The 14,855-nt window shown below is 58.4% G+C and carries 11 protein-coding genes; 9 read left to right on the top strand and 2 right to left on the bottom strand.

Translation table 11 applies throughout. From position 1 onward, the window contains the following. The first annotated feature begins 123 nt into the window (after positions 1-123). The gene (locus ASD02_RS07415) at positions 124-1,020 is read left to right on the top strand and encodes a LysR family transcriptional regulator (protein ID WP_057220437.1); all 897 of its coding nucleotides are present in this window, start codon (positions 124-126) and stop codon (positions 1,018-1,020) included. Here the strand turns inward: ASD02_RS07415 and ASD02_RS07410 are convergent. Continuing rightward, complete coding sequence (locus ASD02_RS07410) at positions 980-2,557, bottom strand: adenylate/guanylate cyclase domain-containing protein (protein WP_082555477.1); 1,578 nt, start codon at positions 2,555-2,557, stop codon at positions 980-982. The two genes, ASD02_RS07415 and ASD02_RS07410, sit on opposite strands and share 41 nt — an antisense overlap. Before the next feature lie 336 nt (positions 2,558-2,893). Here ASD02_RS07410 and ASD02_RS07405 point away from each other — a divergent pair, with 336 nt between their 5' ends. Then, complete coding sequence (locus ASD02_RS07405) at positions 2,894-3,364, top strand: cyclophilin-like fold protein (protein ID WP_057220435.1); 471 nt, start codon at positions 2,894-2,896, stop codon at positions 3,362-3,364. 502 nt (positions 3,365-3,866) lie between these two features. After that, positions 3,867-6,164 carry a hypothetical protein gene (locus tag ASD02_RS07400; RefSeq protein ID WP_057220434.1) on the top strand — a complete coding sequence of 766 codons (2,298 nt, stop codon included), beginning with the start codon at positions 3,867-3,869 and terminating at the stop codon, positions 6,162-6,164. Between the two features lie 386 nt (positions 6,165-6,550). Here the strand turns inward: ASD02_RS07400 and ASD02_RS07395 are convergent, their stop codons facing one another. After that, complete coding sequence (locus ASD02_RS07395) at positions 6,551-7,222, bottom strand: DUF938 domain-containing protein (protein ID WP_057220433.1); 672 nt, start codon at positions 7,220-7,222, stop codon at positions 6,551-6,553. Positions 7,223-7,666: 444 nt separating this feature from the next. Between ASD02_RS07395 and ASD02_RS07390 the strand changes: the two genes are divergently transcribed. From ASD02_RS07390 to ASD02_RS07365, 6 genes are all read left to right on the top strand, one after another. Beyond that, positions 7,667-9,178, top strand: a complete 1,512-nt coding sequence (locus tag ASD02_RS07390) for an ATPase domain-containing protein (RefSeq protein WP_057217470.1) — start codon at positions 7,667-7,669, stop codon at positions 9,176-9,178. Then, the gene (locus ASD02_RS07385; protein ID WP_057220432.1) at positions 9,162-11,210 is read left to right on the top strand and encodes a hybrid sensor histidine kinase/response regulator; all 2,049 of its coding nucleotides are present in this window, start codon (positions 9,162-9,164) and stop codon (positions 11,208-11,210) included. Before ASD02_RS07390 ends, ASD02_RS07385 begins: the two co-directional genes overlap by 17 nt. A 410-nt stretch (positions 11,211-11,620) precedes the next feature. After that, complete coding sequence (locus ASD02_RS07380) at positions 11,621-12,187, top strand: TetR/AcrR family transcriptional regulator (RefSeq protein WP_057220431.1); 567 nt, start codon at positions 11,621-11,623, stop codon at positions 12,185-12,187. A gap of 51 nt (positions 12,188-12,238) precedes the next feature. Then, positions 12,239-13,225, top strand: coding sequence for a quinone oxidoreductase (locus ASD02_RS07375; RefSeq protein ID WP_057220520.1), 987 nt, complete (start codon positions 12,239-12,241; stop codon positions 13,223-13,225). A 311-nt stretch (positions 13,226-13,536) separates the two neighbouring features. Beyond that, positions 13,537-13,854 (top strand): PepSY domain-containing protein, encoded by a 318-nt coding sequence (locus tag ASD02_RS07370; protein ID WP_057220430.1) that lies wholly within the window; start codon positions 13,537-13,539, stop codon positions 13,852-13,854. A 27-nt stretch (positions 13,855-13,881) separates the two neighbouring features. Further along, entirely contained in the window at positions 13,882-14,484 is a 603-nt protein-coding gene (locus tag ASD02_RS07365) for a hypothetical protein (protein ID WP_057220429.1), read from the top strand. Positions 14,485-14,855: the final 371 nt, after the last annotated feature.

Here is a 14,855-nt window from a genome sequence, read left to right as displayed (position 1 = left end):
CTCGAACGAAACTGTCTCAGCACAGACGCTAACAAAGGAGACGGCTATGGATTAGACGCCATGCTTCGCTTACATTTATCGACACGCACCATAAATCGACCGAGGCGGACCAAGCGAAAATCGATGGCCAAAGAAGACTTCAATGACCTGTTATGGTTCCTCGCCGTTGCCGAGGAGCGCAACTTCACCAAGGCAGCCGCCAAGCTTGGCATAACCCAGTCGACGCTCAGTCACACGATCAAGCGGCTCGAAACCCGGATGGGGCTGAGACTGCTGACTAGGACGACGCGAAGCGTTGCCTTGACTGAAGCCGGGGATCGCTTGTTTCATTCGTTGTCGCCGAGAATATCCGCAATCAGGAGCGATCTGGCGGCACTTACGGCGTTGCGCGACACGCCGTCGGGTACGATCAGGATTACCCTGTCGGATCATGCGCTCGAAACCATCGTCTGGCCCAAGCTGAAACCGATCCTGTCGAAGTACCCTGATATCAAGATTGAGCTCAGTCGTGACAATGGCCTGCGCAACATCGTCGAAGACGGCTTCGATGCAGGTGTTCGGCTCGGCGAAAGCATCGAAAAGGACATGATCGCGGTCAGGATCGGACCCGACTGGCGGATGCTCGCCGTGGCCTCTCCGCAGTATCTTGCAGATCGGCCGATCCCGGAGCATCCACAGGATTTGATGCAGCACGACTGCATCAACATGCGCCAGGCAACCGGCGGGGGTCTCTATATCTGGGAGTTTGAGAAGAACGGCCAGGAGCTTCGCGTCAGGGTCGACGGACAACTCGCGTTCAACACGTCCTATCCCATGGTAGACGCCGCGCTTGCAGGTCATGGGATAGCCTTCTTGCCGGAGGACTTGGTGACCGATCATATCGAGGCGGGACGTCTGGTCGCGCTGCTTTCCGACTGGTCACCGCCCTTCCCCGGCTACTATATCTACTATCCGAGCCGGCATCAGAACTCGCCGGCATTCAAGGTGGTGGTAGACGCCTTGAGATATCAAAGGTCGTAGTTCCGGTCACAGGCAGGATAGGATCCACTTGCTTCGACTGTGCCGGGACCGAGTGCTGGCGGCGGCTGGCTACGCCTCGCCCTTCATGCTTGTGCGCACGCGGAAGGTACCAGACGGCGATCGGTCGCCGACGCCCGCGCACGAAGTGCATCTGATCTGGCCGCAGTTCCTCGATTGTAGGCCCCAGATTCGAGCTTTGCGCCTGTGCCGCGATCAGTAGGTCCTCGCTGACCGCAAGGGATGTCCCAATCGTGCGCGTCAGCCGTTCGAGCCTGCTCGCTACATTCACCGTGTCGCCCAGCACCGTGTATTCGAGGCGACGCTCGTCTCCGATGTTTCCGACGATGACCTCGCCGTAATGGACGCCGATGCCGACCTCGATTGGGTATTCGCCAGAAGCGAGCCGCTGCTCGTTCCACTGCCGGACCTGCTCCAGCATGTCCCGCGCGCAAGCAAGCGCTCGCGCGGCATCGTCCTTCCGGGGACGAGGGGTGCCAAAATGCACCATGATCTCGTCTCCGATATATTTGTCCACGGTCCCGCCGTGGGCAAAGGCAACCGTCGCCAGACGTGCGTGATACTCCTTCAGCAGTTTAACGAGATCCTCTGGTGCGAGCCCCTCCGAAACCCTGGTGAAGCCCACCATATCGGCAAAGAGGATCGCGGCCGTCTGGAGCGAAGGCTCTCCAAAGCCATTCGACCCGCTGGACAACTCGCGGACGATGTTCGGCGAGAAGTAGCGCGACAAGGCGCTGCGCTGGGCCTCCGCCGCGACCTGCTTGCGAACAAGCCGGCGCGAGCGCCAAACAGCGATCGCGAGAATGATCGTCACGAGCACCAGGAACATCGTCTGATATGAGAGATTGATCAGGCTCACGGAGCGCGGATCGAGCACCAGCGCGATGATGTCAGCATCACTCAACCCGCCATCGAGCAAATCTCTCCCATATGCGATGGAATCGGGCCGCGTGGCGACCCAGCAGTAGGCGATGTTCCAGACGATAATGGTGACCGCGCCGCTCCAGACGACGAGGGCTGGCGAGTAGGTGAGCGCCATGCTCACCAGAAACACACCCAGATACAGGAAATTCGGTAAGCGAAGATTGAGCTGGGACGTCCAGCCTTCGACGGCGAACGGCGAAGGCGTGACAAAGATGTAAGTCAATATCGCTGCGTCGATGACGACGAACGACCATGTCGCCACTGTCGCAAAGCGACTGCTGCGTGCCAAGCCAAAGGAAAGTGCATTGAGCAACCCGAAAGCCACGATGGCAGCCACATATAGGCCCGAACGGTCGAGCGGGACGGCAAGGACCGCCCCCAGGGCGAGCGTTCCCAGCGCGACCAGCCGGCCCCAGAACATGTAGGCAAGGCCCTCTTTTACTTCACGATCGATAGCATCGCCGAGCGCCTCCGCGGAGACCACGGGGCCGGTTGCCTTACCTGCCAGGCGACGTCGGGCGCGCCCCAGGAGAGGCGCAACGCATCGCCGCGTTGTCGTCCAAGGCTTCAACACTGGCTCAAAACGGGTTTTCATGGATCCTCCCGTTGGGTTGCATGGCTTCGCGGCGATTGCTGGCGGTCAACGATCAACCTGGTAGAGACAGTACCTTCGATCTGGCTGCGCGATTAGCGCCGGAAATGCGCATGCGCTTATGAAGCGCATCGATCAGTCGGCTGATGATCTTCGCCCGACTGAGCGGGACTCATGAACTAGGCCCATGACGGCAAGCGAAGTGGCAGAGGTAATCGGATGCTGCTCGACCGTTTATATTGGTCGGTGTCGAAAGGCTTGAGCAGGAACGAAAGCCCCTCGATCCCGATCATGTCGCGCCGGAAACAGTGAGCCGGTGCCAACCGAGAGAACGAAAGAATGTCGCGCTTCAATCGTCAAATGGTTGCACTCTTGCTCGCAGCCCATTCGGTCGCAATGCCCACCATGTCCTTTGCTCAAACAAAGGATCGCAATCCGACTTCAGTGATCGGTAGGGTCGTGCGGTTCACCGATGGTGCAACGACGGTAGACGTAACAGTCGGCGAAGACAGTCCAGCAGTGCGCGACTTCCTTTCGATGCTGCCGCTCACACTCAAGCTTGAGGAATTCGCCGGCCGCGAAAAAATCAGCTATCTGCCCCGTAAGCTCAAGCACATCGGCTCGCCCGGATCCGACCCCGAAGACGGCGACCTCATCTACTTCGTCCCGTGGGGAAACCTCGGCTTTTACTACAATACAGCCGGCATCGATTACTCAGACCAGACGCTTCACATCGGGACCTATAAGGCGTCGCCGGCAACTCTCGAGAAGCTTGCGGACCGGCCGGTTACGGTCGAAGTTCTCCCATAGCAAATTGGTTGACCACCGCGCATACGACGAGGAAAAACGGAAGCAGCAGACGCCGTAGTGCACGGTGCGCCAAACCTTTGCTGGCGGGACATCAAACTGGCAACTGCCCTGACTGACACCGCTGAATGCCCGCCCCCGGTTGCCACACCCACGGCTCGCCTCCTCCAGCTGAACTGCACGAGGCCAAATCGCCTTATTCCCGTTGATACATTATGCGATCTGGTGGGAGCGCGATTCTGTCCGCCTCTAAGGCGACGTCCACGCTTAAGTCTGTGAACGCAGCATTGCGCCCTCAAGTTGGTCGTTCATAGCACGCGATAGAGTTCTGAGGCCGACGGTCTGCTTCTCCAATGGCCACATTCGAAAAGGGAGTGTGACAGGGTTACCTTGCGAGTGACCATTAATACTAAATCCAAATGCAACCGTGGAACACATGAGACATTGGCCTAGACGGCGAGAGTTGTTGAGGCGATACTAGAATCGCAATTCTGTTGGGGGCAGCATGGCTACGAAACGTCTTGATCGAGCCCATGACCAACTCTCGTTGCGCGATCTTCTCGATGCACGAGACCAGTACCACATCCACCTCATGCGCCACGCGAACGTGATCGCGACAGCTATCGGCCTCTACCGCATCCGCACCAAAGATAGCTGGCCGACCGAGCGCAGCGAGGGCAAAGTCCACGGCACTTACGCGCGCACGCTCGCGAACTCGCAAGTTCGCTACTACTCCTGGCCAGCGATACTCGTTTTCGTCGAACGCTGGGTTACAGAAAAAGAGCTAGAGCCAGGCGACCTAGTGCCGAAGACGCTATACCTGCCGGATGGCCGCAGCGTCCCGGTGTGCGTGATTGAAGCGCCCAAGGAAAGCCGGAACGAGACGCGTCCGCTCAGCACGGTCTTTCCGGTCAACAATATCGGCGGCGGGTGGCCCGTCATCGCGCGCAACCAGGGCCAGGAGTACGCTGCCACGATCGCGTGCCTGGTGAGCGATGGTCACACCGTCTATGCCCTCACGAACCGACATGTCGCCGGCGAAGCGGGTGAAATTATCTATTCGCGGCTAGGCGGTAAGGAACAGCGCATTGGCGTGAGCTCCGAGAAGCATTTGACGCGCGCCTTGTTCACGACGCACTACCCCGGCTGGCCGGGCCGCGACGTCTACGTCAATCTCGATGTCGGCCTCATCGACATCGACAATCTCGACCGTTGGACCGCCGAAATCCGCCATGTCGGCCAAATGGGAAAGATGGTCGACCTCTCAGTCCATACCATTTCGTTGGCGCTCATCGGTCGCGACGTTCGTGGTACCGGTGCCGCAAGCGGTGAGATGGAGGGCGAGATAGCCGCACTCTTTTACCGCTACAAGACCAATGGCGGGTTTGAGTACGTCGCTGACCTGCTCATTGGCCCCCGTCCTGCTGAGGCCAACAAGGCGAAAGAACCAACGTTCGCAACCCACCCCGGTGATTCAGGAACACTCTGGCTTCTCGAGCCAGACGACGAGGGCAAATCGCCTAAGTCCAAGGCCAAGCACAAGGACTACCAGCCGCTGGCCATGCAGTGGGGCCGAAACATGCTCTATTCGGCCGGCGAAGCGCGCCCGCAGAGCTATGTATTGGCAACGCTCCTGTCGCGCGTGTGTGCCGAGCTAGGCGTCGACCCGGTCCGCAACTGGAATCTCGATCAGCCCGACACATGGAGTGCCATCGGTCACTTCTCGATCGCCAATCGCGCCCAGGTCGCGCTGTCGAACCGGTCGCCGAAACTCAACACGCTGATGAAAAACAATGCCGACATCATCAGTCACGATGACGCCACCATCCTCGCGGGGGAGTTCTCAGGAATGGGTTCTGCGGATTTTGTGGCACTGGCGGATGTGCCGGACTTCTATTGGAAGCCACGTATCGCGAAGCAGGGATTCGCCCGCACCTTCGAGGGGCCCAATCATTTCGCCGACATGGATCAGCCCGATCCCAATGGAAAGACTCTCCTGGAACTTTGTAGGGACGACCCGAAAACGTTCATCGACCCCCGAAAATGGGCAGCCTTCTACGACTCAGTCACCGATCTTGAGAGCGGCGACGCGATAGCCGAAAAGTATCGCGGGTTGCTGCCTTTCCGGGTCTGGCAAACATTCGACGCGATGGTCGAGTTCGCCGCCGCCGACAAGCCCCGAGAGTTCGTGTGTGCTGCGGGCACGCTCACTCACTACATTGGGGATGCGTGCCAGCCGCTCCATATCTCATATCTGCATGACGGTGATCCGCTGCGTCTGGTCGAGTACACCTTCACGCGCGGCGAGCGGAAGGGCCAGACGGAGATGAGACGTTTCGGCAAAGGCGTCCATGGGGGATATGAAGACACCATGATCAGCGCCTTCCGTGAGAAGGTCCTGGCTGGTCTTCTCAGCACCCCAAAAACCGAAGCTGAGGAGATGATTACGACCGGTTTCGAGGCCGCCAAGCTAACCGTTGAGATGATGCGCAAGACCTTCACCTCAATTCCGCCGATGGCGGTCGTCAACGAGTTCGGCAGCTTTTTGGGCAAGCCGAAGGAGCGAGCGGAGCACCTATGGCGAAAGTTCGGTAACAAGACCGTCAAGAACATGCAGAGCGGCGCCCACTTGCTGGCGGTGCTGTGGGAGAGTGCTTGGGCTGTTGGCAACGGTGACACGAACGTTACCTCGACAGCGGGATTGACCAAAGATCAGGCGATGGCCATCTGCGCCGACTTCGATTTTATTCCCTCGGTTAGTATCTCGCGGATTGGCGCGCTTCTGAAGCCTCCGATGATCTAACATTAGTCCCTTTTGGTGATAGGCCGTCAGTCCGCAATGCGCCTCCCCGCCTGTCGTCCGTTGAGGTGAGCTGCCGCCGCCTGAAAGCAGACATTGCCGTCGACCACGCTGGAGGTCGAAGTTGCGCCACTAACAGTAGTCATCACCTTCGCGCAGCAGCTCTCCACGAACCGGATACATTTCTGCTTCGCCCCATGCGACCGTCCCTGGGGGTACCGAACATGAAGTCACAGGTGTCCGGACCAAGGCCACTACCCTCCAGGACCCGCTGACCAAAGGCCAAAACCGAGCGCATCTCCTTGGCAACGCCCAGCACCGGCTCAGTGGCGACTGACACGACGCGTCCTCCCATTTCTCGTCGCATGGGCACCTGGGACGATTGTCGTTCAGGCACCACCGCTGGAGAAGACCAGCAACATATTGTTGGTAGGCATCTCGATCGTCTCGCGGAGATTAAGTCCAGCGGCCTCACCCACTTGTTCAAGATCAGCGATATCACGCACACCCCAGGATGGGTTGCGCTCCTTTAGAGCCGCGTCGAAAGCAGCGTTCGAGGGGGCGTTGTGTGCCCCGTCGCGCATGAATGGGCCGTAGAGAAGAAGAAGCCCACCAGCGTGAAGCAAACGGCCAGCTCCTGCGAACAGTCCCAAGCTTGCCGCCCATGGCGCGATATGGATCATATTGATCGACACGATGGCGTCAAAATGCCCCGTTTGTTCGACGCCCCAGTGTCCTGAGCACACATCAATATCCCGCGGTGCCAGCACATTCTTCAGCCCTGCGAATTCGATCCAGCTAGACGTGCTGGTGCGGGCGTCGGCATCCGGATCGCTCGGCTGCCAGGTGAGGTTGGGCATTGCTCCCGCAAAACACACGGCGTGCTCGCCGGTTCCGCATCCAATCTCCAGCACGGCGCCATGTGTTGGAAGGACACGTTTTAGGACCGCGAGGATCGGCGCCGAATTTCGCGCAACGGAAGGCGAGAACATGCGCTGGTCGGCGCTTACGTCGCGCTGTTCCAGCGCAACAGGCGAACGGTCCTTCTTCTCTGGGGGCATATGCCTTGAATCCCCTTTGGGCGATGTCTCCCACCTTATAGCTGAAATGATGGGACTGAAACCAAGGATTTCGGACTTACGAAGGGGGGCGTCGGCGCGTGCGTTCAGCCGAGGGCGACTGAAGGTCCACTTCGCGTCAGATCACGCGCCCGCCAGGCTCAAGGTCTGCTTTCGAAACTCGGAGCCCGGAAGCCTTCGGCCCCCTAGTCGCCACTTCGTTGGGGCTTGTTCAACGCCAATGGGATCATCCTCCCTTTGTATGTGACTGTCCTCTAAAACGGCGGGACATCGCGTTTGTTTCCGGCGCGGGCAGTGGCCTGCCGGAAATTGGATGCCGGAAGGATGACCGGAAAGGGGCAAGCCTTTCAGTTGAAAGATCGCTCCTTTGCCCTAGTTCTTTCGGCACGAATAAAGAGGGCAGCGCACGAACAATGAGGGCAGTGAATGAGTGAAGACCCCAACGTGGAAAAGGCGCAAACGGGAGTATCCGGGCTGGATGACATCTTGGTCGGCGGGCTTTCCAAAGGGCACGTGTTTTTGCTGGAAGGAAATCCTGGCACAGGGAAAACAACTATCGCCCTGCAATTTCTTATCCAAGGGAGTGAGGTTGGCGAGCGAGGCCTCTACATCACATTATCGGAAACCGAACGCGAATTGCGCGCGGGTGCGGCGTCGCATGGTCTGACAATCGATGAAAGCATTGAGGTTTTCGAGCTTGCCCCTCCCGAAACGCTTCTTGACGACGACAGGCAACAGAGCCTGCTGTACTCCTCAGACCTCGAGCTCGGCGAAACCCTAAAACTGATCCTCGAGGCATTCGAGCGTGTAAAGCCGAGCCGCGTTGTTCTCGACAGTTTGTCGGAAATCCGACTTTTGGCACAGAGCTCTCTCAGGTATCGTCGGCAAATTCTTGCGTTAAAACACTTTTTCGCCCGGCAAAGCGTAACAGTCCTGCTTCTCGATGACTTGACCTCGGATACCTTGGACAAGACCGTGCACAGTGTCGTTCACGGCGTCATTCATCTTGAAGAGCTGGCTCCTAATTACGGTCCGGAACGCCGCAGACTGCGGGTAATGAAATATCGCGGTCAGGCGTTTCGAGGCGGTTATCACGATTTCACGATCAAGACCGGTGGTGTTGTTGTCTACCCTCGTCTCGTAGCTTCTGAACACCGGACGAATTTTGCACGCGTGTCGTTGAGCAGCGGGATCCCTGCGCTTGACGCGCTGCTGGGTGGGGGTGTTGAACTGGGATCCAGCACGCTGATCTTAGGCCCCGCAGGTACCGGTAAAAGCACCTTTGCGTTTCAGTTCGTGGCATCGACTATTCGAAGGGGGCAGAAGGCGGCTGTCTTTGTTTTCGATGAAGAACTCGGTCTGTTGTTTTCACGCATGCGTGCCATGGGGATCGATCTGGAGACGATGCGAGAGTCGGGTGATCTCCATATCGAGCAACTTGATGCAGCGGAACTTTCTCCTGGTGAGTTTGCCCATCGCGTCCGTGAGCGCGTGGATAGTGCCCAGGCAAAGACCGTGGTGATCGACAGTATCAACGGCTATCAAGCCTCCATGCCGGAGGAGAACGCACTCATTCTCCACATGCATGAGCTGCTTCAATATTTGAACAGGCAGGGCACCAATACGTTTCTGACCGTTGCTCAACATGGCCTGGTTGGCGATATGAAGTCGCCTGTGGATGTGACCTATTTGGCCGATACCGTTGTTTTGCTCCGGTATTTCGAGGCGGCCGGCAAGGTGCGGCGGGCGGTTTCCGTCATCAAGAAGCGAACCGGATACCACGAGGACACAATCCGCGAGTTCGGTATAGGCAACAAGGGGTTGTCGTTTGGTGAACCCCTGTCCAGTTTCCAAGGTGTGCTGAGGGGGGTGCCGACGTTTGTAGGCACGCCAGGGCCGCTGCTGAATTCCTCAAGCGCGAGTGACGCAAATTCCTGACCCGGTAACATCACTGGCCTTGGTCTTCACTCCGCAGGGGCGAGACGCGGATGTCGCAAACAGGCTGCTGGGGGAAATTGGCATCGCTTGTGCGATAGCGAGTGATCTTCCTCAATTCGCTCAATCGCTCAATGACGATACCTTTTTTGCGGTTGCAACGGAGGAGGCTCTTCGGTTTTCCGATCTGCGGCAGATAACTTCCTGGATAAACAACCAGCCTAGCTGGTCCGATCTTCCATTCATTATTCTAACCCATCGCGGCGGTAGCCCCGAACGCAACCCTGCGGCGGCAAGACTGTCGGAGCTTTTCGGTAACGTGACTTTCCTGGAGCGGCCATTCAATGCTGTCACTTTTGCCAGCGTGGCCCGCACCGCAATTAGGGGACGGCGACGCCAGTACGAGGCACGCGCTCGGATTGAAGAGCTTCGCGAAGGAGAATCGCGTCTTCAAACAGCGCTTCTTGCCGGCCGGCTCGGAACCTGGGAACTTGAATTGGACAGCATGCGGTTTGCGGCGTCCGACACGTGCAAGGCAATTTTCGGACGTCCGGCCACTATGGCTTTTTCCTATGAGGAAGCGCTTTCAAGTATCCACGGGGATGACAGGGAGCGCGTCCTCAACGCCGTGAAGGAAAGCATCGATAGCGGCCGCGACTACGCCATAGACCATCGCACTCTATGGCCCGACGGCAGCGTTCACTGGACGGAAATCCGCGCTCGCGTCGTATCGGACAAAAGCGGCCATCCCGAACGTTTGGTTGGCGTGTCGTCGGATATCACTGACCGCAAACGCTACGAAGACCAGTTGCGGGACCTGAACGATACACTGGAAGAGCGCGTGGCTCAGCGAACGGCCGAGCTTAGCCGGGCGCATGATACACTCTTGGCTGAGGTGGCGCAGCGGGAGCGGGCTGAGGAGCATTTGCGCCACGCACAGAAGATGGAGGCAATCGGACAGCTCACAGGCGGTGTTGCCCACGATTTCAATAATCTTCTCATGGCCGTCATGGGCAATCTCGACCTGTTGAGAAAGCACCTGGTAAACAACCCAAAGGCGGCAAGGCTTCTGGAGGGTGCGATGCAGGGCGCCCGTCGTGGTGCGGCGCTGACGCAGCGCCTGCTCGCCTTCGCCAGGCGACAGGATCTTCAGGTCGAACCCGTTGATCTGGAAAAACTCATCCGCGGCATGACCGATCTTTTGGAGCGTTCCATCGGCTCGGCGATTGCTCTGCGATTGAATTTGACCAACGGGCTGCCGCACGCACTGGTGGACGGCAATCAGGTGGAACTTGCCTTGCTCAACCTGGCTGTGAATGCGCGCGACGCGATGCCGGACGGTGGGTCACTCGTCGTGGAACTCGATCTTGCTCAATCAATGCCCGAGGATAGGCTAGCTTTGGGATCCTACCTTCGGATTTCAGTAACAGATACCGGGCATGGAATGGATGGCGAAACGCTCAAGAAAGCGATTGACCCCTTTTTCTCCACCAAGGAATTGGGGAAGGGTACTGGCTTGGGTTTATCGATGATTCATGGGCTTGCTGTCCAGTTGAACGGCAAATTTCAGTTGTTCAGCGCGCCTGGGCACGGAACCAAAGCGGAAATCTGGTTTCCTTCCACGACGCAGAAAATAGAGGATAAGGGGATGGACCTGGCGCCAGCCCAGCCGGGCGTGACAGCAAGAGCAAAGATTCTGGTGGTTGACGACGACGCGCTTATCGCCATGAGCACCGTCGATATGTTGGAAGATCTCGGCCATGAGGTCCTTGAGGCAAATTCGGGCGCAAGGGCTCTGGAGCTTCTGGGTGGGGGCGATCAGATCGATCTGATGATTACGGATTATTCGATGCCGGGGATGAATGGCGCGCAACTCGCAAAGGCAGCATTGGAAATCAACCCTGCGCTTCCTATTCTGGTTGCAACCGGCTACGCCGATCTGCCTCCCGGTGCTGGAATAGATTTACCACGTCTTGGCAAGCCCTACACGCAAGATCAATTGGCATTTGAAATTGCCAAAGTCCTAAAGTTCTAGTTTTCGTCCATGCGAAGCCGATGCAGCGTGATGCAAAGCCCGAGGCGCCTAATGGCTGCAAAGAAGCTCGTCATGCTCCGCCCTTGCCGGACGACGTTCAACCCAGGCGCGACCTCCAGCCTCTGCCCTCTATTTCAACCGCGGACGCCCTCCCGCGCAGCGGGTTCGTTCTCCGGCCCCAATCGAGACGCTTGGGTCGCACTGCCAAGTATCCACTCCTGACGCTCCTCGGGCGTTCAGATCACTCGACGACCAGAAGGCCGGCAGCAAGGATGTCTCCTATCCCTCGCCCTTGAACGGAATCAAACCACCGAACCTGAAATGTCATAGTCAACGCTCTAAAGGAGTTACCCGAGCGTTCGCCGTATTCTTTTCTTGACAGATCGTTCCAGAATACCTAAATCGCATCCATGGCAAGGAACAAGGAATTCGATCGAGAGCAGGCGCTGGATGACGCCATCGAGGTGTTTCGCGAACACGGTTTCGAAGGCACGTCCACCCAAATGCTCGTCCGTGCGATGAAGATTGGCCGGCAGAGTCTTTATGATACGTTCGGCGACAAGTGGAAGCTCTACTGCCTTGCTGTCGAACGCTACGCCGCTGCGGAAACGGAAGCCCACATCGCCATGCTGCGCGGTGCGCCGCGTGCCCAGGACGGCATTCGGGCGATGATGGACCGAGTGGTCGAAAATGCTTCACGGGCCTGTCTTGGCGTGAACTCGGTCTGCGAGTTCGGCCAGAACCGACCTGACCTAACGGCAATTCATCAGGCTGCTGATCGGCGATTGAAGCATGCCGCCAAGCAATGCATCAGCGAGGCTCAGGCGCAAGGGGATCTCGACGCAACGCTTTCCACGGAAGAGACTGCCGATTTCCTCTTCGCCAATGTTGCCGGCATCCGCATCGCTGCGCGCGGCGGCGCGGGGCCAAAAGAGCTCAAGGCCCTAGCCAGGATCGCGCTTCGGGTAGTGACATGAGGGCAAAATATTTTGCTTGTTTCTGGAATGATCAGTCAAGAAAGGAAGATCATGAGAGCCGTGGTTATGAATGAAATCGGTGGCACCGAGGTGATGGAATTTGTCGATCTCCCAGAACCGGTCGCCACCCCGGGGCATGTGGTGGTCGAAGTCGCGGCCGCAGGCGTGAACTTCATGGATATCGGCGTGCGCCAGGGCATGGCGTGGACAGACAGCCCCAACCCGAAAATTCTCGGCGTCGAGGGTGCAGGACGCATCGTCGCGCTTGGTGATGGGGTCGATGGTTTCGCTATCGGAGACCGGGTCGCCTGGGTCTACGCGCCAGGAAGCTATGCCTCGCACGTCCTGATCTCAACGGATGCGCTCGTGCGCCTTCCCGATACTATCGATGACAAGACAGCAGCCTCCCTCATGATGCAAGGATTGACCGCGAGCCACTTCGCCACCGATTTCTACCCGATCCAGCCTGGAGACACCGCACTCGTGCATGCTGCGGCGGGTGGCGTCGGCCTGCTGCTGACACAGATCGTCCGGCTGAGGGGTGGACATGTGATCGGCCGCGTTTCGTCGACCGACAAGGTGGACGTCGCAAAAGCGGCTGGCGCGAACCACGTTATCGTCGACACGGAGGGGAAGTTTGCCGCTGAAGTTTTGCGTCTCACCGGGGGAGAAGGTGCGAGCGTCGTCTATGACGGTTCCGGTCCCAAGACCTTTCAGGGGTCGCTCGCAGCACTTCGTCGCTCCGGCACATTCTGCTGGTATGGGCCGGTGCTTGGCGGTCCGGGGCCACTCGACATCATGAGCCTGCCGAAGAGCATCAAGATCGGCTATGCGACATTCTTCGATCACATCAGTACGCCCGAACTTCTTCGCGCCCGCACCGAGCAGTTGTTCCGTTGGATTCACGATGGGTCGCTCAAGCTGCACGTCGGTGGAACCTACGCGCTTTCTGATGCCGCCCGTGCTCATGCCGACATGGCAAGCCGGGCGACCACCGGCAAGCTATTGCTGATCCCCACGCAAAGGGGTTCAGCATAGCGCTGCCTGAAAGGCGGGAACCGGGGTCGACCAGCCCCGGCAAGAGGTTCCGCATTTAAGGTGCAGCACCAGGGCACCCATTGCCGGGGAATTATCTGCCGGGAGTAACGCTGGAGTAGGTCATGTTCCTTGTTGGGAGGCTGCTCCAATCCCTCCATTTGCAGGTTCGCGCGCATTAATCCTTCGTCCGAACAACGACGGCGCGGCTTCACCAGTCAAATTCTGGACACCCCGGCCCAGCCGTTCGGAACCTTAGTAGTGCTCGTTAGTTGAACGGATCAGAGAGGCACCTCTTCTCAAAGGACATCCCCATGAAACAACTGATTTTGGTTTGTCTACTCGCCGGGTTGGCTACTACGCTGAACGCACAAACACCAACACCCACGCCATCGCCTCAAGGCGAGACGCCAGCAGTAGCAACTCCCGACAGCCAGAACCCGACGGCCCCCGTCGAGGGCGCGAACAGCTTCACTGAAGAACAGGCCAAAGGACGGATCGAGGCCGCCGGATATGCCGGCGTCACCGGGCTGAAATTGGATGACAAGGGCATATGGCAAGCTTCAGCGACCAAGGATGGAAAGTCCGTTATGGTCTCGCTCGACTACCAAGGCAATGTGGTTGCGAAATAACTCCAACGAACCCAACTGGAGATGGTCATGAAAACCGCAACGGGACTCTTCGATGACTATTCCGACGCACTGGCCGCGGTGGGAACACTGCAAGATGTTGGATTTACCGACGAAGAAATAAGCGTGGTTTCCAGCAACGCTGCGGAGCGATACCCTGACAATGACAATGGAGTGGCCGAAGGTGCCGGAACTGGCGCCGGTCTAGGGGCTTTGGCAGGCGGGGCCGGCGGTCTTCTTACCGGTTTGGGCCTCATGGCTATTCCAGGCGTCGGGCCAGTGGTTGCGGCCGGTTGGCTTGCGGCGACAGCCGCAGGTGCTGCCGCTGGCGCTGTTGTCGGTGGGGCTGCAGGAGGGCTGATCGGAGCGCTGACGGGATCCGGGGTCGCGGAAGATGATGCCCACGTCTATGCCGAAGGCATTCGACGCGGCGGCACGGTTGTAACCGTCAAGACCGATGAATCCAGGGTAGCGGACGCACAGAACATTTTGCAGCGATCCAACTTGGTCGATCTGGCCAGGCGCCGCTCGGATTACCGGGAACAAGGCTGGACGCGTTTTGATGATGAATCAGACCCGTTCACCCAAGCCGAAATCGAGGCAGAACGGATCCGTTATAGAACTGGCCTGTAACTGCAAGCATCGACGCCCCCAACAAAGCGGTGATCTCGGAATGATCAAACGGGGGGAGACCTCCACAACATGCATGCCAACGATGTTGAGGTCCGAGATGCCCCGGATCGTCTCGATGACATCCCTTGGCGACAGCCCATCGACAACCGGCGTGCCCGTGCCAGGCGCATAGGCCGGATCGATGCTGTCGACGTCGAACGTAAGGTAGCACGGCATTTCGCCCACGGTTTTCTTGATTTCATCCCCCAGACCTCGAGGTCCGAGATCACGCGCCCGCGGGCAAAAGACAACGTTGATCTCATGGTCCATTGCGTAATGAGTCCGGAAATGACGCCGCCTTTGGCGCGACTAAAGTGCCGCGCCAAACGGGA

The sequence above is a fragment of the Ensifer sp. Root1252 genome (genome assembly GCF_001425885.1).
Lineage (GTDB): Bacteria > Pseudomonadota > Alphaproteobacteria > Rhizobiales > Rhizobiaceae > Ensifer > Ensifer canadensis.
This window is presented reverse-complemented; position numbering and strand designations above follow the sequence as displayed.